19 protein-coding genes and 2 tRNA genes are annotated in these 19,805 nt (G+C 38.5%); 14 read left to right on the top strand and 7 right to left on the bottom strand.

Going from position 1 to position 19,805, the window contains the following annotated elements; translation table 11 throughout:
• Window positions 1-122 precede the first annotated feature (122 nt).
• The 7 genes from AC27I2_RS14750 to AC27I2_RS14780 are packed head-to-tail and all read right to left on the bottom strand — an operon-like array spanning window position 123 to window position 3,259.
• Window positions 123-560, bottom strand: a complete 438-nt coding sequence (locus AC27I2_RS14750) for an NUDIX domain-containing protein (RefSeq protein WP_058405531.1) — start codon at window positions 558-560, stop codon at window positions 123-125.
• The gene (locus AC27I2_RS14755) at window positions 553-1,236 is read right to left on the bottom strand and encodes a pseudouridine synthase (protein ID WP_487204708.1); all 684 of its coding nucleotides are present in this window, start codon (window positions 1,234-1,236) and stop codon (window positions 553-555) included. Before AC27I2_RS14755 ends, AC27I2_RS14750 begins: the two co-directional genes overlap by 8 nt.
• Complete coding sequence (locus AC27I2_RS14760; protein WP_058553170.1) at window positions 1,236-1,565, bottom strand: TusE/DsrC/DsvC family sulfur relay protein; 330 nt, start codon at window positions 1,563-1,565, stop codon at window positions 1,236-1,238. The genes AC27I2_RS14755 and AC27I2_RS14760 overlap by 1 nt, the downstream gene beginning before the upstream one ends.
• Before the next feature lie 3 nt (window positions 1,566-1,568).
• Window positions 1,569-1,835, bottom strand: a complete 267-nt coding sequence (locus AC27I2_RS14765) for a DsrH/TusB family sulfur metabolism protein (protein WP_487204709.1) — start codon at window positions 1,833-1,835, stop codon at window positions 1,569-1,571.
• Window positions 1,832-2,188 (bottom strand): sulfurtransferase complex subunit TusC, encoded by a 357-nt coding sequence (gene tusC / locus AC27I2_RS14770; protein ID WP_487204710.1) that lies wholly within the window; start codon window positions 2,186-2,188, stop codon window positions 1,832-1,834. Before tusC ends, AC27I2_RS14765 begins: the two co-directional genes overlap by 4 nt.
• Window positions 2,185-2,538 carry a sulfurtransferase complex subunit TusD gene (gene tusD / locus AC27I2_RS14775; protein ID WP_058553173.1) on the bottom strand — a complete coding sequence of 118 codons (354 nt, stop codon included), beginning with the start codon at window positions 2,536-2,538 and terminating at the stop codon, window positions 2,185-2,187. Before tusD ends, tusC begins: the two co-directional genes overlap by 4 nt.
• Window positions 2,539-2,593: 55 nt before the next feature.
• Window positions 2,594-3,259, bottom strand: coding sequence for a Bax inhibitor-1/YccA family protein (locus AC27I2_RS14780; protein WP_006792828.1), 666 nt, complete (start codon window positions 3,257-3,259; stop codon window positions 2,594-2,596).
• Between the two features lie 249 nt (window positions 3,260-3,508).
• Between AC27I2_RS14780 and AC27I2_RS14785 the strand changes: the two genes are divergently transcribed.
• The 14 genes from AC27I2_RS14785 to AC27I2_RS14850 all read left to right on the top strand — a co-directional run bounded on the left by AC27I2_RS14785 (window position 3,509) and on the right by AC27I2_RS14850 (window position 19,715).
• A tRNA-Ser gene (locus AC27I2_RS14785) sits at window positions 3,509-3,599 on the top strand.
• A gap of 51 nt (window positions 3,600-3,650) precedes the next feature.
• Window positions 3,651-3,741: transfer RNA gene (locus AC27I2_RS14790), tRNA-Ser, on the top strand.
• A 337-nt stretch (window positions 3,742-4,078) separates the two neighbouring features.
• Window positions 4,079-4,459, top strand: a complete 381-nt coding sequence (locus AC27I2_RS14795; protein ID WP_487204711.1) for a hypothetical protein — start codon at window positions 4,079-4,081, stop codon at window positions 4,457-4,459.
• 128 nt (window positions 4,460-4,587) lie between these two features.
• Window positions 4,588-5,046 carry a GAF domain-containing protein gene (locus AC27I2_RS14800; RefSeq protein WP_010556413.1) on the top strand — a complete coding sequence of 153 codons (459 nt, stop codon included), beginning with the start codon at window positions 4,588-4,590 and terminating at the stop codon, window positions 5,044-5,046.
• On the top strand, window positions 5,046-5,324 hold the full coding sequence (locus AC27I2_RS14805) for a hypothetical protein (protein ID WP_058405538.1): 279 nt from the start codon (window positions 5,046-5,048) through the stop codon (window positions 5,322-5,324). The genes AC27I2_RS14800 and AC27I2_RS14805 overlap by 1 nt, the downstream gene beginning before the upstream one ends.
• 15 nt (window positions 5,325-5,339) lie before the next feature.
• Complete coding sequence (gene proQ / locus AC27I2_RS14810; RefSeq protein WP_138529216.1) at window positions 5,340-5,987, top strand: RNA chaperone ProQ; 648 nt, start codon at window positions 5,340-5,342, stop codon at window positions 5,985-5,987.
• 25 nt (window positions 5,988-6,012) lie between these two features.
• Complete coding sequence (gene prc / locus AC27I2_RS14815; protein ID WP_487204712.1) at window positions 6,013-8,037, top strand: carboxy terminal-processing peptidase; 2,025 nt, start codon at window positions 6,013-6,015, stop codon at window positions 8,035-8,037.
• A gap of 178 nt (window positions 8,038-8,215) precedes the next feature.
• Complete coding sequence (gene nhaC / locus AC27I2_RS14820; RefSeq protein WP_171034606.1) at window positions 8,216-9,679, top strand: Na+/H+ antiporter NhaC; 1,464 nt, start codon at window positions 8,216-8,218, stop codon at window positions 9,677-9,679.
• A gap of 45 nt (window positions 9,680-9,724) precedes the next feature.
• On the top strand, window positions 9,725-12,319 hold the full coding sequence (pepN, locus tag AC27I2_RS14825; protein ID WP_487204713.1) for an aminopeptidase N: 2,595 nt from the start codon (window positions 9,725-9,727) through the stop codon (window positions 12,317-12,319).
• On the top strand, window positions 12,320-12,541 hold the full coding sequence (locus AC27I2_RS14830; protein ID WP_008127316.1) for a DUF2835 domain-containing protein: 222 nt from the start codon (window positions 12,320-12,322) through the stop codon (window positions 12,539-12,541).
• Between the two features lie 253 nt (window positions 12,542-12,794).
• On the top strand, window positions 12,795-14,891 hold the full coding sequence (locus tag AC27I2_RS14835; protein ID WP_487204714.1) for a DUF1302 domain-containing protein: 2,097 nt from the start codon (window positions 12,795-12,797) through the stop codon (window positions 14,889-14,891).
• A gap of 13 nt (window positions 14,892-14,904) precedes the next feature.
• Entirely contained in the window at window positions 14,905-16,269 is a 1,365-nt protein-coding gene (locus AC27I2_RS14840; protein WP_487204715.1) for a DUF1329 domain-containing protein, read from the top strand.
• Between the two features lie 129 nt (window positions 16,270-16,398).
• Window positions 16,399-17,394: a WD40/YVTN/BNR-like repeat-containing protein gene (locus tag AC27I2_RS14845; RefSeq protein ID WP_487204716.1), complete on the top strand. Its 996-nt coding sequence runs from the start codon at window positions 16,399-16,401 to the stop codon at window positions 17,392-17,394.
• Window positions 17,394-19,715, top strand: a complete 2,322-nt coding sequence (locus tag AC27I2_RS14850) for an efflux RND transporter permease subunit (protein ID WP_219421956.1) — start codon at window positions 17,394-17,396, stop codon at window positions 19,713-19,715. Before AC27I2_RS14845 ends, AC27I2_RS14850 begins: the two co-directional genes overlap by 1 nt.
• Window positions 19,716-19,805: the final 90 nt, after the last annotated feature.

Raw genomic sequence — 19,805 nt, forward strand, 5'->3', positions numbered from 1 at the left:
ATCCGTACATGGTCGCAACTCACAAAAATAACACAAGAGCAATTACATACCCCACGTCGCTATTTAAGCTCTCTAGTCAGAGCAAACTTTTAAACACACCATCAACATGCCTTAATTTTTTATTAGTTATAAATAGTATCTAGGCTTAATGGCGGACGCGTTATCGCGTCATCAATGCATTTTTGAACGAGCGGGCTTCGTAATGCTAAAGACTTAATCTGTTCAAGGTTGAACCAGTGGGCACTTATAATATCTTTATCAATTGGATTGAGTTGTTGGCTGGTGCCAGTCGCATCAAATAAAAAACAAAATCTCAAGTAATGAACACCGTTATCAGCGTATAAGTTATAAATGCCTAAAAGGCCTGTAGGGGTGAGTGACAAACCTGTCTCTTCATATAATTCGCGGCTTGCTGCTTGGGCTAGCGTTTCATTCTTTTCTAAATGGCCTGCTGGTTGATTGTAGCAAATGCGGCTAGTAAATTTATCGCGCTCTTTTACTAATAAGTATTCGTTATGTTTTTTTACGATGGCGGCTACTGTTACATTTGGCTTATGCATTAACGCTACCTTTAATGATTTTATATTCACCATTATTAATGTCGTCTAAAGTGTAATTACCTATGCTGTAACGGATGAGCCTAAGAGTTGGGTGGCCAATATGAGCTGTCATTCGGCGAACTTGTCTATTTTTTCCTTCATTAATGGTAATACTGAGCCATGTGGTAGGAATAGACTTTCGTTCACGAACCGGCGGGGTACGTTGCCAAATATCAGGTTCATTAATTATTTTTACATTAGCAGGCAGTGTGAGCCCGTCTTTAAGTTCAACACCTTTACATAAAGCTTGTATTGATTGTGTAGAAGGTTCGCCTTCTACTTGGACCCAGTACGTTTTATTGGTTTTTTTATTAGGTGCTGTTAATGTATTTTGTAGTTTACCGCAGTTTGTTAGCAGTAATAGCCCCTCACTATCGCGGTCTAATCGTCCTGCAGCGTATACATCTTTAATGGGAATAAATTCAGCTAGCGTTTTTCTCTCTGCATCGTCGGTAAACTGGCAAAGTACATCAAAAGGCTTGTTAAAAAGTACAATTTTTTTGTCTTTAGCGTCTATTTGAGGTTTTATTTCTCTTTTGTTTGTTGGCTTTTTAATTGCACTTCTAGAATAGCTACGACCCGTATTGCGCTTATTTGAGGAGGCGGGTGTTTGCTTGTTACTTGATTTACTTCTCATTAAATACACCTGGCTGGTTTTGGTAATCCAGCAATTTTTGTCGCTTGTTTAGCCGGGCCCTTTGGGAACAACTTATAAAGATAAATACTATTGCCTTTATCTTCTCCGAGTGCTTTAGCCATTGCTTTTACAAGCATGCGGATGGCTGGGCTTGTGTTGTATTCAATATAAAATTCGCGGACGAAGTTAATCACCTCCCAGTGTTGTTCGCTAAGCGATATATTTTCTTGCTCTGCAATAAGGGGGGCTAGTTGCTTAGACCATTGTGTATGGTCAAGTAAGTAACCTTGCTTATCGGTTTCGATTATTTGTTCGTTAAATTCAAGCATGGATTACCAAGTAATTAATTGCGTAGAGGTTAAAGTAAGCGCTACAAACTCGTCGTAGCTAATGGGAGTGTCGTTGTGTGATAACTTAATTGCGCGAACGTGTGCGTCCTCTTCAAGTACTAAGAGAGCGTCTGAAAACTGTTTAAATTGTTTACAAGCAAAGCACGCGTCACCTAACAGTAATACCCGGTCATCAAGGTTAATTAAGTTCTCTAATTGATTAGCTGAGTAATAATTTAAAGGTTTTGAAAAAATATGTAGCGTGCTCATAAGGTCACCACATGATGTTGTTTTTTAATAAGTGTTTGTTGTTCACTAAATGTCATTGTGTGCGCGTCTATGAGTAAATCAGTTTTGCTTAAACCATAATCAAGAAGGGACTTTTCGCATACATAGATGTTCTCTACGTCATAAATTTCAAGCGTTTTTATGTTTTTAAAAAAATCTTTTATACCTATTGTAGAAGGGGTTTGATGTTTTTTTAAAGCTAAAACGGCGGGGCCGCTAAACAACCAACTGATATTTTGATCGACAGCTGCAAAAATTAGCGTCATATCGAGCGCGTCTCGCAGGTTTAGATCATCAAATGGACTGCTTTGACTCATTACTAATACATTAATCATTTAAATTGCACCCATTTATCAGCGTCGCTTGCAAGCATTGCAAACTCCGCTAAACCTGCCACAGAAAACACGCCTGTATTTGACGTATCTAGGCCTCTTTTTTCTGCAGCGGTTACACACAGCATAAGATTAATATTTTGACTTGATAGCTGCTGCCATAATGCGCCAATTTGAAGCTCATCAGAGGCTAAGTCAAAATGGGTTGATGCATGATAAACGCCTTGCTGGTACAAAAATATTGCGTCTATGGTGTGCCCTTGAGATAAACACGCATTAGCAAACTTAATTATACGTTGGCTGGTGTCGTGATCTGATGGTGGTGTGTGTAATGAAAGAACAAATCGTGCCAAAACAATTCCAATAAAAAAGCCCCAATAAAGGGGCTATTTTAACAGAACTATTTAATTAGTCATCACTTGCGCCAAGTAGGTGCAGTAATGAAGTAAATAGATTGTACACATTCAGGTATAAAGATACTGTAGCGCGAATGTAGTTAGTTTCTCCGCCGTTAATAATGCGGCTTGTATCAAATAAAATTAAGCCAGACATAATTAATACAACAGCAGCGTTAAGCACCATAAACATTAAAGAGCTGCCGATGAATATGTTAACAATGCTCGCAACAATAACAACAATTAGGCCAACGGTTAAAAAGCCGCCCATAAAAGAGAAGTCTTTTTTGGTGTTAAGCGCATATGCAGATAGACCAAAGAAAATAAGTGCCGTCGAACCAAGTGCTTGCATAATCAGCATTGGGCCATTAGGCATGGCAGCGTAATGGTTTAACATTGGACCTAAACCAGCTCCCATTAAACCAGTGAAAGCAAATACCCAAAATACACCAGATGCGGTGTCAGCTTTTTTGTTTACAACAAATAGTAAACCAAACGAAACCAGTGTGAACACAATTCCCATAAAGTAAGGTAATTGTAGTGCCATTGAGATACCAGCCGTTACTGCACTAAATGCCAGTGTCATCGCTAGTAAAAAGTAGGTGTTTTTAAGTACCTTGTTTGTTTCAATGGTAGACATTACCGGTTTAGCGGTATTGTACGATTGATTAAACGCCATTGTAGAGCTCCTTTAAGTGAAACGTGTGTTTCGATAATTTAACTAAAATTAGATTACCAACTCTTATATGTTTGGGCAAACCTTTGTGGATCAATAGACATTAATTTTTTAATTAAAGTTCATTTAAGCACCAAAAAGAAAATTTTTGTTTTATCTTTGAACAAATTAATTGTTTTTTAAGCACTTAAGCAATTTTTTTAAAAAAAAGCTTCACAAAGCCAACGGGTTTCCCTATTATGCAGGCCGTGCGGAGAGATGGCAGAGTGGTCGAATGCACCGGTCTTGAAAACCGGCATAGGTTTGTAGCCTATCTAGGGTTCAAATCCCTATCTCTCCACCACTTATTACAATAACTATGAGTACACTCTTACTTGTAGTTTATAGCACTTTAGGAGAGATGGCAGAGTGGTCGAATGCACCGGTCTTGAAAACCGGCATAGGTTTGTAGCCTATCTAGGGTTCAAATCCCTATCTCTCCACCATTATATTAAAGCCCGCTAAACAGCGGGCTTTTTTGTTTTTTTAGATTTAACTATTAATTGAAATCAGCATTCTTGTTTAATTAATTTTAAAATTAAACATAGAACTTATGTCATCAAATAATTCTTCTGTTTAACATCTGCAGATTGAATCACCTGTCTTGTTATTTAAAAGCAATAACTTTACCTATATTAAAATTACCTCCCGAGAACGATAGTTCGTTCGTCGTTTAATGTGTTTTATTTTTGAGCGTAATTTACGACCATAGTCTCTGTTTCTAACTTTGGGTTCTTGGTGCATGCTTATTAGTAAAGTATATGTGTAATTAAGGACTATTAAATGAAACACCAATTAGCAAAAAGCGTTGCGCTTTCATTACTTTCTCCTGTTATTGTGGGTTGCTTATTAGGAGTCTACTATTCGGTAACCTTACAAGGTGAATTTGTCTCAATATTTTTCTCTTTATTAATGACAGCTATTTCTAACGCACATATTGTTGGGTTAACAATGGCTGCATTTGTTGTCCCTGGCTATTTATTAATGTTTAAATATTCAAAAGTAAACTACTCAGGTGTTTTAACGCTTGGTTTAGTTGGTGGGGCTATTTTTAGTTTTCTACTGAGTGCATCTACAGGCGAAATATTTTTGATTAATAGTGTTATGTCGGCAATAGCGGCAGGGCTGTTTTTATTTGGTCTTCGTAAAACTTCAAAATCATAATCGCGTCTTTATTAACCAAGGACGCTTTTAAACTGCGGAAATTCCTTTTTTTTACCTGCAAAAGGTTCCAATTTTTCACCACAAAGAGTACCTTTAGCTACTGTATGTTTAATAAGAAGTAGTTTGGTATGCAAAAGCACGATTTTTACCAGTCATTAGTTAAACAAACTGAATCGCTGATTGCCGGTGAGTCGAATGTAATTGCTAATATGGCAAATATAAGCGCGCTGTTATTTACCTCTTTAGATGATGTAAATTGGGCGGGCTTTTACTTTATTGATTCGCCATCAGAATTAGTGCTAGGCCCATTTCAGGGTAACCCAGCATGTATCCGTATTCCAGTTGGAAAGGGTGTATGTGGAACGGCTGCAGCTACGTTGCAAACACAACTAATTGAAGATGTTCATGCCTTCGATGGGCATATTGCCTGTGATGCAGCATCGAACTCTGAGATTGTTGTACCTATCATGAAACATGGTAAAATATTTGCGGTGCTAGATATTGACAGTCCTAGTATTTCTAGATTTGACACTGATGACAAAGCGGGATTAGAAGCATTGGTTAAATGCTTTGAGGCTAGCTTATAATGAAAGATTTGCTAAATGTTCAAGACTACCTATTTGCTTTACAAGATGTAGGTGACTGGGAAGGCGAAGAAGAACATGTAGCGGAAACGCTCAATGATTTGATTCACATCGCTTGGGATAAACTCCCAGATGATTTAGATTGTGAATCAATCGATGAAATAATAAATGGTATTTGGGAACACCTTCGAGGTGATATGGCTGTACTTGAAGCCGATTTCGAAGAACTGGTCGACTGGGTAATACACTATGTTGATTCGTCCCTTGATGAAAAGATGTGAAAAATAGGTTCTAAAATGGAAACCACAAACAAGCTAAAAGATATTAATGAAGTATTGGAATTCTTGTACCAAGAATTTCCACAATGTTTTAAACAAAAAGACGGTATCAAACCGCTTAAAGTCGGTATTTTTAAAGATATTGCTGAGCGTATTGAAGGGTCTGAAAAAGTAAGCAAGACTCAAGTTCGTCAAGCACTAAGAAAATACACGTCTAACTGGCGTTATTTAGAAGCTGTGACAAAGTCGGAGTTTCGTATTGACCTTGATGGTAATCAAGGTGAAAAAGTTGAGCAAGAGCATATTGACCATGCTCAAAAAGCATTAGAAGAAAGTCGTGCAAAAATGGCTAAGCGCAAAAAACAACAGCGTCCACGTCAAGACTCAGATTCTAAAAACTTTAAGAAAAAACCAGCACATGCAAGTAAAGGCGCAGATAAAAACGCGTCGGCTAACAAAACAGCTAAAGCTGCACCTGCTAAACGTTCAGGTAAAATTGAACCTTTACCAGCGACAGAGGTCAAGGTTAATAACAAGGTTAAGGTTAAACTAGGCCAAGCACTTGTAAATGCAGTAATCACTGAAGTAAACAAAGACGACGTTCATGTTGAATTAGTGACTGGTATGCAAGTTAAAACCAAAGCAGACAGCTTATACACTATATAAGCTGTACATAAATTAAGGAGTTTGTATGAGTAAAAAGTTTACGCTCATTCCGGTAGTTGCAGCCCTGTTCTCAGGTTCATTATTTGCTGCTGTAGAGCCTGTCACAATTGATGATTTACCTCTACTCAAGCAAGAAAGTCAACATGGCACTGCCAGTAAACGCGTGGCAAGCTTATTTACTCGTTCACACTACATCCCGGTTCGATTTAACGATGAGCTTTCTAGTAAAGTGTACGATCGTTACATCGAATCCCTTGATTTTAATAAAAGCGTTTTTTTAGCCAGTGATATTGCATCGTTTGAGCAATATCGCGATAGCTTTGACAACGCTTTAACAACCGGCAAACTAGGCTTTACGTTTGATATATTTAATTTAAGCCTAAAGCGCCGTTTTGAGCGTTACGAATATTCACTTTCTTTACTAGAAAATGAAATGACGTTTGAGAAACCAGATGAATATTTTTTTGATCGTGAAGATGCAGCCTGGCCAACATCGCAAGCTGAGCTAGATGAAATTTGGCGTGAACGCGTCAAGTACGATGCACTACGTTTAAAAATGACAGGTAAAGATTGGGAAGGGATTAAAGAGGTTCTCACTAAGCGTTACAAAAACGCAGAAAAACGTTTGGTTCAATCAAACTCAGAAGATGCCTTTCAAATTGTTTTAAATTCTTTAGCTCGCTCAATTGAGGCGCATACGTCTTACCTATCACCAAGACGTGCTGAACAATTTAAAATGGATATGGACTTAGAGCTTGAAGGGATTGGCGCAGTGCTAACTCCTGACGAAGATTACACCGTTATTCGTAGTCTTGTTCCCGGCGGTCCAGCGGATAAAACAGAACAAATTAAAGCCGATGACCGAATTATTGGTGTAGCACAAGAGGGTGAAGATTTTACTGACGTTATTGGTTGGCGTTTAGACGATGTTGTAGATTTAATTAAAGGGCCAAAGGGCACTAAAGTACGTTTACAATATTTAAAAGGGGCAGATGCTCACGGCACACCTAAAGTTGTCGAAATTACTCGTGATAAAATCCGACTTGAAGACAGAGCTGCCAAGTCAGAAGTGTTCGAAGCTAAATATTCTGATTTAACAAGCAAAATTGGGGTTATTGAAATCCCAGGTTTTTACAATAACCTATCTAAAGACGTCAAAGTTGAGTTAGCTAAATTAAAAGAGGCTAAAGTAGACGGTATTATTATTGACTTACGCCAAAATGGGGGCGGCTCTTTATATGAAGCTACTCAGCTTTCTGGTTTGTTTTTTGACCAAGGGCCTGTCGTACAAATACATACATTGAACAACAGAATTGAAGAACAAAGGGATCGTGATGGCGTTACTTATTACGACGGCCCTTTAACGGTTTTAGTTGACCGTTACAGTGCTTCTGCTTCTGAGATTTTTGCCGCTGCAATGCAAGATTATGGTCGCGCTGTTATTATTGGCGAACAAACGTTTGGAAAAGGCACTGTGCAGCAACATAAAGGTCTTGCAAGAGCATATGACCTTTATGATAACCCACTAGGTAGCGTGCAATACACCATAGCGAAGTTTTACCGTATTAATGGCGGCAGTACTCAGCACAAAGGTGTTATTCCTGATATTTCTTTTCCATCAGCGATTGACCCTGCTGAGTGGGGTGAAAGTAAACAAGATAATGCATTACCATGGGATAGCATTGTAAAAGCAAAATATAAGAAGTTAGGAAACTTAACACCTGTTATTCCGTATCTTGAAAAACAACATAAAGATCGGATTAAATCTGAGCCAGAATTTGGTTATGTGTTTGACGATATTGCGTTTTACAATGAAGAAAAAGATCGTAAAACAATTTCTTTAGTTGAAGCTTCTCGCATTAAAGAAAAAGAAGAGGGTGAAGCGCGTGCATTAGTACGTACAAATGAACGCTTGAAACGGTTAGGTAAAGACCCTGTTGAAAACCTAGATGATGTACCCGAAATTATTGATGAGCTTGACCCTTTCCTTGAAGAGGCAGCCTTAATAACTCAAGATTATATAAATTTTGGGCGTATAGCCAAAAAGTAAAACTGGTTTTACCACTATAAAAAAGGCGCTTATGCGCCTTTTTTGCTACCTATCACTGCCTAAATTGTTATAATCTCTAAATATTAAAAATTGAGCCAGCTTAGTAATGCTCAGTTAATACGCACTAAGTGCTAAAAATAATAATTAAACACGCTGTATGTGTGTAGGAGTCTCAACCTTGAACCCATTGGATGATAAACCAGTCAAATCCGCCTCATTCCTTGATGCATTAATTCCCATTTCAGTTTTAATTTGTTTGTTAGGGGCCGCGGTTTATTTATTTGGCGACAATTCGTCATCTGGACCAAACCAAATTGCACTTTTATTTGCAACCTTTGCAGCTGCTCTCATTGGCCTAAAAAACGGCTATACTTGGAAAAAGCTTGAGCAAGCCATGATAGAAGGTATAACGCTGTCACTTGGCGCTATACTCATTTTATTGATGGTAGGCGCATTGATAGGTACTTGGTTGCTATCTGGCACAGTACCAACGTTAATTTATTATGGTTTGCAAGTAATTAACCCTAGTTGGTTTTATGCCGCAAGTTGTTTAATTTGTGGCATTGTAGCTATGAGTATTGGTAGCTCGTGGACCACAGCAGCTACAATTGGTGTTGCTTTGTTAGGTGTAGCCACTGGCCTTGGCTTAGAGCAGACGGTTACAGCTGGTGCTGTTATATCGGGTGCGTATTTTGGTGATAAACTAAGTCCACTCTCTGAAACAACTAACCTTGCACCTGCTGTGGTTGGCTCTGACTTATTTGAACATATTCAGCATATGCTATGGACAACAGTCCCTAGCTTTGTGATTGCACTCATTATATTTATATTTATGGGCTTTAATGCAACGGCATCTAATGAGGCGGGGCGCTTAGACGAAATTACGCTAATTTTGGAGCAAAATTTCAACATTGGTTTTGAAATGCTTATTCCTTTAATTGTACTTTTAGTGTTAGCAATTAAAAAAATGCCTGCTTTTCCTGCCATTTCTATTGGTGCTGTTGTTGGTGCTGTTTGGGCAATGTTATTTCAATCTGACCTAATAGGCTCTCAAATTGATACTTCCCAGGGCCAAGTGGTTGGGTATTTCAAATTGGTATGGACGACATTTTTTGACGGCTTTAGTATCGATACCGGTGATGACAAAATGGATTCACTACTTAGCGGTGGCGGTATGGCGGGCATGTTGACAACTACCTGGTTAATTATGACTGCGTTAATGTTTGGCGCAATTATGGAAAAAACGGGCCTGTTGGATATTTTTGTAAAAAGTATTTTAAAAATAGCGAAAAGTACAGGCTCTTTAATTGCCTCTACAATTGCAACATGTATTGGCACCAACCTCATTGCAGCTGATCAGTATATCGCTATTGTGGTTCCTGGACGTATGTTTAAAGACGAATATAAAAAGCGTGGTTTGAAGCCAGTTAATTTATCTCGCACCTTAGAGGATGGCGGTACGATTACCAGCCCGCTTATTCCTTGGAATACTTGTGGTGCTTACATGCAAAGTGTACTTTTAATAAACCCTTTCGATTACGCGCTTTATGCTTTCTTCAACTTAATTAATCCCGTTTTAGCTGTTATATATGCTTACCTTGGTATTAAAATTTTACGTATTAAGCCGAAACAATCTGCCTAAATTTAGTAGCGCCTTTATTGATAAAGGCGCTACTTTGGAGTAAATATGATTAACTCAAAGACACCTCAAGCTCAATATCTCAAAGACTATAAAGCCCCTAATTTTTTAATTGACCATACAGACCTAACTTTTGATCTTCAGCCTACAGCTACAACGGTAATAAGCGTACTTACCTTAAAACGTGTTAGTGACGATCAATCACCTCTAATACTTGATGGCATAGATTTACGGTTAATTTCCTTATCGATAGATGCGCTTGAGCTAACAGATTACAGTGTTGTTGACGAACAGCTAGTCATTAATAACCTACCAGATCATTGTAAATTACGTATTGTGACTGAGATATCTCCTGAGACGAATACGTCTTTAGAAGGTCTCTATTTGTCTGGTGGAGCATATTGTACACAGTGTGAGGCACAGGGATTTAGAAAGATAACTTACTACATGGATCGCCCTGATGTGTTGTCGACGTTTGATGTGACTATTGTTGCAGATTTAAAGTACACGCATTTGTTGTCTAATGGTAACCAAGTTGATACCGGTAAGAGATCCGACGGCCGTCATTTTTCTAAATGGCAAGACCCATTTAAAAAACCTAGCTATTTGTTTGCATTAGTTGCCGGTGATTTTGATGTATCAAAGGATACGTATACAACAAAAAGTGGTCGAAAAATTGATTTAGCTTTATTTGTAGACAAGGGTAATTTGTCTAAAACACCTCATGCGATGCAATCACTTAAAAAGTCTATGCAATGGGATGAAGAGCGTTTTAACCTAGAATATGATCTTGATATATATATGATTGTAGCCGTAGATTTTTTTAATATGGGTGCGATGGAAAATAAAGGCCTAAACATATTCAATAGTAAATGTGTCTTGGCAAATCAAGAAACAGCAACGGATAAAGATTACCATACCATTGAGTCTATAGTGGGTCATGAATACTTTCATAACTGGACTGGTAATCGTGTTACCTGCAGAGATTGGTTTCAGTTATCACTTAAAGAGGGGCTAACTGTATTCAGAGATCAAGAATTTAGTAGTGACCTAGGTTCGCGCGCGCTCAACCGCATTGATGCTGTAAAGGTAATGCGAACTCACCAGTTTAGTGAAGACGCAGGACCTATGGCGCACCCTATACGGCCTGAAAAAGTTATTGAAATGAATAACTTTTATACTGTAACAGTATACGACAAGGGGGCTGAAGTAATAAGAATGATGCATACCTTGCTTGGTGAGGATAACTTCCAAAAAGGTATGGCCCTTTACTTTAAACGCCATGATGGCCAAGCTGTTACATGTGATGACTTTGTCAGTGCTATGAGTGACGCATCGGGTGTTAATTTAGAGCAATTTAAGCGTTGGTATAGCCAGGCAGGCACGCCTCGTTTAAATGCTATAGAGCATTACGATAGTGCTTCTAATGTATACACACTAACCATAGAACAAAATGCACCCGTTAATCAGCCAGATAACGCACCTTTGCATATCCCATTTGCAATTGAGTTGTTAGACGAATCTGGTAATAGCATCGAACTACAGTACAAAGGCTTAAAAGTAAGTAATGTACTTAATGTTACCGATACAAAGCAGCGATATATTTTTGATAATGTGACGTGCAAACCCGTTGCCGTTTTATCAGAAGATTTTTCAGCACCGTGCATTTTGACTCAACAAACAACTGAGCTAGAGCTTTTGCATATCATGCGTTTTGCACGAAGTGATTTTTCACGTTGGGATGCACAACAACAATTGTTCATAAAAGCAGTAAAAACAGCAATTAACTCTGATATACAATTTCAATTGAGTGACGAAATAATTGAAGCCTTGCGTGTGTTGATCGTATCAAAACAAGGCGATTTAGCGTTAATTGCTGAGCTATTAAAACTTCCTAGCTTTGACACATTAGCTGCTGAATTTGAAATTATTCCTGTTGATGAAATTATTCGCGTTGTAGCACAGTTCGAAGTGCAAATTGCCACAAGCCTTAATGATGAGCTGACAGCATGTTTTGGTTTATTACATGACGATGGCAGCATAAGTGCTGAAGCGGTTGCTGTGCGCTCACTACAGCAAATATGCCTGCATTATCTTGCAAAGGTTCCAAGTAAACAAACAGATAAATTTATTAAACGTGCTGCTAGCTCATCAAATATGACCAATGTGTTGGGTTCGCTTAGCGCTGTGGTAAAAGCTTCTCATGAGCTTTGTGATGAATTACTGTCGCACTTTGATAGTCAGTGGCGACATGATGTACTTGTCATGGACAAATGGTTTGCGCTTCAAGCAATGCAAACTGGTGAAGACGCAATTATTAACATTAAGTCATTATACGAACACCCAAGTTTTGATTTTTCAAATCCTAATAGAGTGCGTGCTTTAGTAGGTAGCTTTAGTTACTTTAATACTCAGCAATTTCATCGTGCGGACGGGCAAGGGTATGAATTGCTAGGTGATTTACTTGTTAAGCTTAATGCAATAAATCCACAAAATGCGTCAAGAATGTTAACACCGTTTATGTCTTGGAAGCGTTATGATAAAACACGTTCAGCACTTATGAAAACGCAATTGGAACGTTTATCTAATTTAGATGGACTAAGTGACGACTTATTCGAGAAGGTTGAAAAAGCGCTGAATTAAATGCTTGAATATTACTTTAATTTAAGATTGAGCTATAACGACTGCATGGATTATTACCACGGTCGATATAGTTCTGTCCAAGTGGTTGAAGAGGGTGGGAAGTCAATTCGGTTTTCTGCCGATCATTTAAGACCGTTTGTTACAAGCTTGGGTGTAAGAGGGCGTTTTAGAATGTTACTCACCCCTGAAAATAAATTTATTCGTATTGAACGAGTGGCTTAGAGCGCTATTTTTATGTTATAAAACCATAAAAATATTGTCTTTTTGTTAATTTCAATTTGTTCTATTGTTAAATAACGTGTATAAATTATCTGGTATGACGTCTTACCAATACGTAAACGTCAGCTGACACACTATATATATGACAGATTGAATGCGACTATTTGTAATTTATACAATTCGCTTCTATCGTTACGATTACACTAAAAACAATAACTTGATCACACAATATGACCCGCGACAGGGGGGAACCACAATGATAAGAAGATCGCTTTTTGTTAAAAACAAAATCGCTATAGGTTTAGCAGCCGCTAGTTTAGCTTTAACTACAGCAAGTTCACAGGCTGTAACATTTGACGCCGGAGGCTTTGACATAACCTTCGATTCTACATTTTCGTACGGCCAGAGTATTCGTGTAGAAGACAGAGACTTTGGTTTAATAGGTAAAAGCAACAACCCCGCATTTAATTGGACAGGTTACAATCCTGCTGTAAATACTATTTATTCTTCGCAAGATGTTTGGGCTCAGCCTGGCTCTTACTCTAATAATGGTGATGCTGGTGACCTTAATTTTGACAGCGGTGATTCGTTTTCAAAATTATTGAAAGGTACACATGATCTTTCAATAAACAAAGACAACTACGGTCTATTCACTCGCTTTATGTATTTTTATGATTTTGCTCTAATGGATGGTGACTTTGCCTACGCAAATCCTACATCAGGCCAAAGCGTTGATCCTTGTGATGATAAAGACACTAAAAAACAAAGCTGTGCAGATATTCGCTTATTAGACGCGTTTGTTTGGGCTGACTTTGATTTAAACGAAGGCAAAAACCCATTATCAGTCCGACTTGGCCAACAAGTAGTTAACTGGGGTGAAAGTACACTTATATCTCATGGTATAAATGTGAACCCTGTAGATATTGATAGATTGAAAGCGCCAGGCGCAGAGCTCAAAGAAGCATTTATCCCAGTAGGCATGCTTTGGGCATCATTGGGCATTACAGATAACATTACCCTTGAGGGTTTTTACCAATACCAATGGCATGAGACTCGCTTGCCAGCTGCGGGAACTTACTTTTCTACCAATGACTTTGCAGCAGAAAATGGTTACCAACAAAATGTACAGTTAGGTTTTACATCAAACCCAGATATTGATGTTGCATTTTTAACGGATAGCCTGAATAACTTAACAGCTACATTTGCTCAAGTTGCTGCGGCTCAGGGTATTGATCCTGCAAGTGCAGAAGGCCAAGCTCTACTAGCTAATATGTACCTAGCGCACCCAACCAAGGTTGCACTTAAAGGTAAAGGTAGTAACGGTAAAACTGAACCAGATGATGGTGGTCAATATGGTTTACGATTAGGCATATTTTTACCCGAGTGGAATGACACTGAAATTGCGCTTTACCACGTAAATTACCACAGCCGTCGTCCGCTTATTTCAGGGCGTGTATCTAATTTTTCTCAAGCTGCCATTGCACAAGACTTAGCAATGATTTCTACAACAGAAATCACTGATGATAATGTTGCTGACTTAGTTGCATTTTCTAAAGCTGAGAATGAATACCCTGAAGATATAAAACTTTATGGTGTGAGCTTTAATACGACTATTGGCGAGACTGCGTTTGCAGGTGAATTTGCTTTTAGACAAGACGAGCCTCTGCAAATTGATGATGTAGAATTACTTTACACAGCAATGCCTGAACAGCTAGCCGTTGCTGGTATTCGTCCTGATTTTGCCGGTATTTCGCAAATGAGTATTGGTGATGCAATCAGTTCTGTAGGTCCAGGTGAAGTTGCAAAAGGTTATATTGAACGTGATACGTCACAAATTCAGTTTACTGCAACGCATTTATTTGGCCCGTCATTAGGAGCTGACAGTTGGGCTGTGGTAGGTGAAGTGGGCGCCGTTAAAATTCACGATATGCCAGATTACGATGAAATGCGTTTAAATGTGTCAGGTACTGGTCGAAGTGGTGTTATCACTGGCCCAGGTACAACAGATTACTCAACGTTGCATTTAGGTCTTTCAAATGGTCCTGAAGAAAAGTCGTTTGCCACTGGCTCATCTTGGGGTTATCGACTAATTGCGAAGGGTGACTATTTCAACCTTTACAACGGTATCAACTTTTCACCTCGTTTTGTATTTTCACATGACGTAAATGGTAATACACCTGATCCTATGTTCTTGTTCATTGAAGATCGTAAGTCACTAGGTGCTACTATGAACTTTAACTACCAAAATGCGTGGTCACTTGATGTAAGCTACAACTCATTTTGGGGCGGTGGTGGTGTAAATACCTTCTCAGACCGCGATTACGTTTCTTTTAACTTAAAATATTCTATTTAGGGGTAACATTATTATGCTTAAAAAACCTACCCTCATTGCAGCAGCTTTTGCTAGCTTGTTTGCAAGTAATGCTGCTTTAGCAAAACTATCAGCTGAAGAAGTTGCACGTTTAGGTCAAGACCTAACTCCTATGGGCGCTGAGAAAGCGGGTAACGCTGACGGCTCTATTCCTGCGTGGAATAACGGCATTACTGCTGCTCCAACAGGTTACGAAGCGGGTATGCATCACCTTGACCCTTTCTCAAGTGACAAAGTACTTTTTACAATTGACAAAACAAACATCGATAAATACAAGGCAAACCTGAGCCCGGGTCAGATTGCTTTATTTGAGGCTTACCCTGACACGTTTAAAATGCCAGTGTATGAAACACGCCGATCAGCGTCTTACCCTCAATTTGTTTATGATGCAACCAAAGAGTTTGCACCTACTGCTGAATTGATTGAAGGCGGTAATGGGATTAAGAACACAGCCATTGGCATTCCATTTCCAATTCCTAAAACAGGTTTAGAAGCAATTTGGAACCATTTACTTCGCTTTAGAGGTGAGTCAATTGAGCGTTTTGGTGGTCAAGCAGCACCTACAGCATCAGGTTCTTACAACTATGTTGGTTTTGATGAACAACTACTTGTTAAATACTCTGATCCAAGTGCTACACCTGCTGAGCTTCAAGACTCAAACATTTTGTTTAAATTTAAACAAAGCGTTACTCAGCCAGCTCGCCTTGCAGGAACAGCCTTATTGGTACATGAAACGATGGACCAAATATTAACGCCTCGCCAAGCATGGACATATAACTCTGGCCAACGCCGTGTTCGTCGTGCACCAAATGTCGCCTATGATGCACCGGGTACAGCAGCAGATAGCTTACGTACTACTGATGACTTTGACATGTTTAATGGCTCGCCAAATCGCTATAATTGGACACTCAAAGGTAAGCAAGAACTTTATGTTCCATATAATAGCTACAAACTTCACAGTGACAAGCTTGAGTACGATGATATTTTAAAACCAGGTCATATAAATCCTGAGCACACACGTTATGAAAAACACCGTGTTTGGGTAGTAGAGGCTAACCTTAAAGATGATACTCGTCACATTTATAAAAAACGTGTGTTTTATATAGATGAAGATAGCTGGCAGGTAACGGTGACTGATATTTATGATAACCGTGACCAACTTTACCGTGTAGCAATGGCCTATGGTCTTAACTACTATGAAGTACCTACTCAGTGGAGTACTTTAGAGGTTTATCATGATTTGAATTCACGTCGTTACTTAGCTATTGGTTTAGATAATCAAGAAAAAATGTACGATTTCTCAAAATCATTTAATGATAACGAGTTTACATCTAGCGCATTACGCCGCGCAGGTAGATAAGTTAAAAGTAGGCACCTAGTCGCAAGTTAGGTGCCTTTTTCCTTTCTCATCGCGTTTGTCTTTCAACGCAAAAAACTTTCCTCGTTTACAAAGACAAACACTCCTTTCAGTTCAAGGCGATTAAAATTTATGAAGTATTTGGTATGTGCCAGCCTGATTATAAGCAGTGCAAGTTTTGCTCAAGATACACCAAAAAACGCAATTAGTGCGCCTAATGCACAAAAAACACTATTAACAGATATTATCAATACAGGTAATGAATTAGTTGCTGTAGGTAAGCATGGCACAGTAATAAAAAGTGTAAATGGCGAAACTTGGCAACAAGCAAAATTAGTACCTACGCAAGTATTGTTGACCGCTGTCGATTTTAGTGATGAAAACAACGGTTGGGCATGTGGGCATGATGCAACAATTATTAACACCGTTGATGGGGGGAATAATTGGCAATTACAACAGGCTAAACCTTCTTTAGATAAGCCATGTTTAGACATTTTATTTAAAGATCAATTAGAAGGTTTTGCAGTGGGTGCGTATGGCATGTTTTACCATACGACCGATGGTGGAAAACAATGGGAAAAGCGATTTTTAGATTCTTTGTTGTTCAGTGAAGACAGAGAGTACTTAAATGACTTAAAAGAAAATGATCCCGAGGGTTACGAAGCAGAAACAGCATCAATTTTACCACATTTTAATCGAATTGAAAAAACCGAAGATGGCTTAATACTTGTTGGTGAGATGGGTTTATTAGCTCGAAGCACGGATAACGGCAACACGTGGCAGCGTCTTGAAGAAATATACCCAGGCTCTTTCTTCGCATTTAATTCAGATAATAACCAAGAGGTGGTTGCTGGGCTTAGAGGTAATGTATACAGCAAGCAGCGCGATGAAAAAGAATGGCTTCACCTTGATAGCACTAAAGCCGCTACTATAAATAGCATTATTAATTACAATGACGAGCAGTGGTTAATGTTAGCAAACAGTGGGGTGATTTTTCACTTACAAGATGAGTTATTAACTCATGAGCAACTTGCCGACGGTAAAGCGATACTTGATGGTGTAATTAAAAATAATAAATTGGTTATGGCTACTGAAGATGGCATTAAAGTGAAGGAGTTGACCCCTTAATGCATACTATTTTAGATTTTATAGAAAAAGCGATATTCAGACATCGCTTGGTTGTGCTTATAAGTTTTGCAATTATTACTTGTTTACTTATTTTTAAAGCTACGCATATTCAACTTGATGCTTCATTTAATAAAAATATCCCCCTAAATCACGAATACATGAAAGTGTATACCAAGCATGAGAAGCAGTTTGGTGGTGCGAATAGCATTTTAATTTCTGTGTGTGATGACAGTGGTAATATATTCAATCCAGAATTTTTTACTCAATTAAAAGCAGTTCATGATCAGCTTTACTTTATACCGGGTGTTAACAGGCCACTTGTAAACTCTATATTTGCTCCTAGTGCCCGATTTGTAGAAGTAGTTGAAGACGGTTTTGCAGGTGGTCCAATTATTCCTGCAAACTTTAAAGCAAACGAACGTGGTTTAGCCGTTGTAAAAGAAAATATAGAAAAAGCAAAAGTTGTTGGTCGTATGATTGCCAGCGACTATTCGTGTGCAATGGTAACAGCTCAGTTATTAGAAACTGATCCACAAACACAAGAAAAACTTGATACCTTAGCCTTTGCAGAAAAGCTCGAAACAGAGTTAAGAGAGCCTTTGAGCACTGATAAGGTGAGTATTCATATTATTGGCTTTGCAAAAATGGCCGGTGATATTGCAGAAGGGGCTAAAGGTGTTGTGTTATTTTTTGCCATTGCCATTGCCTTTACTTTTATTATGGTTTGGTTGTTTTGCGGTAGTTTAAAGCTCACAATTTTACCTATCGCATGCTCGATTATTGCAGTTGCATGGCAGTTGGGCTTACTTTCAAGCCTTGGCTTTGGTCTTGATCCAATGTCGATATTAGTCCCATTTTTAGTATTTGCTATTGGTGTAAGCCATGGTGTGCAAATGATTAATGCCATTGGTAAAAAAGTAAGCGAGGGAAAAAGTACTCGTATTTGTTGCCAGTCGAGTTTTAGAGCGCTTTTGATTCCCGGTGGTATTGCGCTTCTATCAGACACTGTTGGTTTTTTAACTCTGTTGACGATTGATATAGGTATCATCCGAGAGCTTGCAATTACTGCCAGCTTAGGTGTTGCAGTAATTATTTTTACAAATCTAATTTTGTTGCCTGTTTGGGCATCATACATGCAGTTTGAAAATAGCATTCATATTCAATCAGGTGATGCTAACAAACCAAATATGCTTGATAAAATTAGGGATTTATTGGTAAAAGCAACCGATCCTAAAGTAGCTAAACTCATTATTGGCTTTACGCTTGTTTTGTTTGCGCTGGGTTACTGGCAAGCGGATAAAATGCGTATTGGTGATTTACATGCGGGTGCGCCGTCACTTCATCAAGATGCACGTTATAACCAGGATACTTTTTTAATATCGGACAAATATACAATTTCATCAGATATTTTAAAGGTAATAGTTGAAGCTTACCCAGCAGCATGTACAGAGCATGATGTAATGGAACGTATTAGCCGTTTTCAATATAAAGTTGAAAATGTTGACGGTGTTCAATCTGCAGTTAGTTTAAGCTCAGTTGCCCAGTCTGTTAATGCGGGTTACAACGAAGGTAATTTAAAATGGCAGAGTTTGCCTCGTAATTCAGCTACATTAGTGCAATCTACTTCTCGGGTGGAAACAAGTACCGGTTTACTAAACGGTGATTGTTCTGTTATGCCTGTCATTATCTTTTTAGATGATCATAAAGCGCAAACTATTGATCGTGTTATTGCTAGCGTAAAACAGTTCGCAAATGAGGAAGGGACAGATAAACTTGCATTTAAATTAGCATCTGGCCCAGTTGGTGTTATGGCTGCTACGAATGAATCTGTTTCAGAAGCTCAAATACCGATGATGCTTTATGTATACGGTGCTGTAATTGCATTGTGTTTATTAAGTTTTAGAAGTGTCAAAGCGACCATTGCTGTTGTGCTACCGCTTTATATTGTATCAACACTTGCACAAGCTTTAATGGTGCAGCTAGAAATTGGCTTAACAGTTTCAACACTACCTGTTATTGCTTTGGGTGTTGGTATTGGTGTGGATTACGGTATTTATATATTATCGTCAATGATGGGGCAACTTAAACAAAATGTGCCGTTGTCGATTGCCTATCGCAATGCACTCATTGAACGTGGAAGCGCAGTACTATTTACTGGTATCACGCTTGCCATTGGTGTAAGTACATGGATTTTTTCAGATTTGAAATTCCAAGTTGATATGGGAATACTCCTTACCTTCATGTTTTTAGTAAATATGTTAGGCGCAGTCCTGTTATTACCTGCAATTGGTAGTCTTCTGTGGACCGACCAGAAAAAATAATGTGAATAATATTGCTCCTAAATGGCCACTATTGGCCATTTATATCTATAATTTGTGAATAGATGACCAAATAGCTGAAAAGCTTGAAAT

It is taken from the genome of Pseudoalteromonas sp. NH0006-46 (assembly GCF_057547735.1).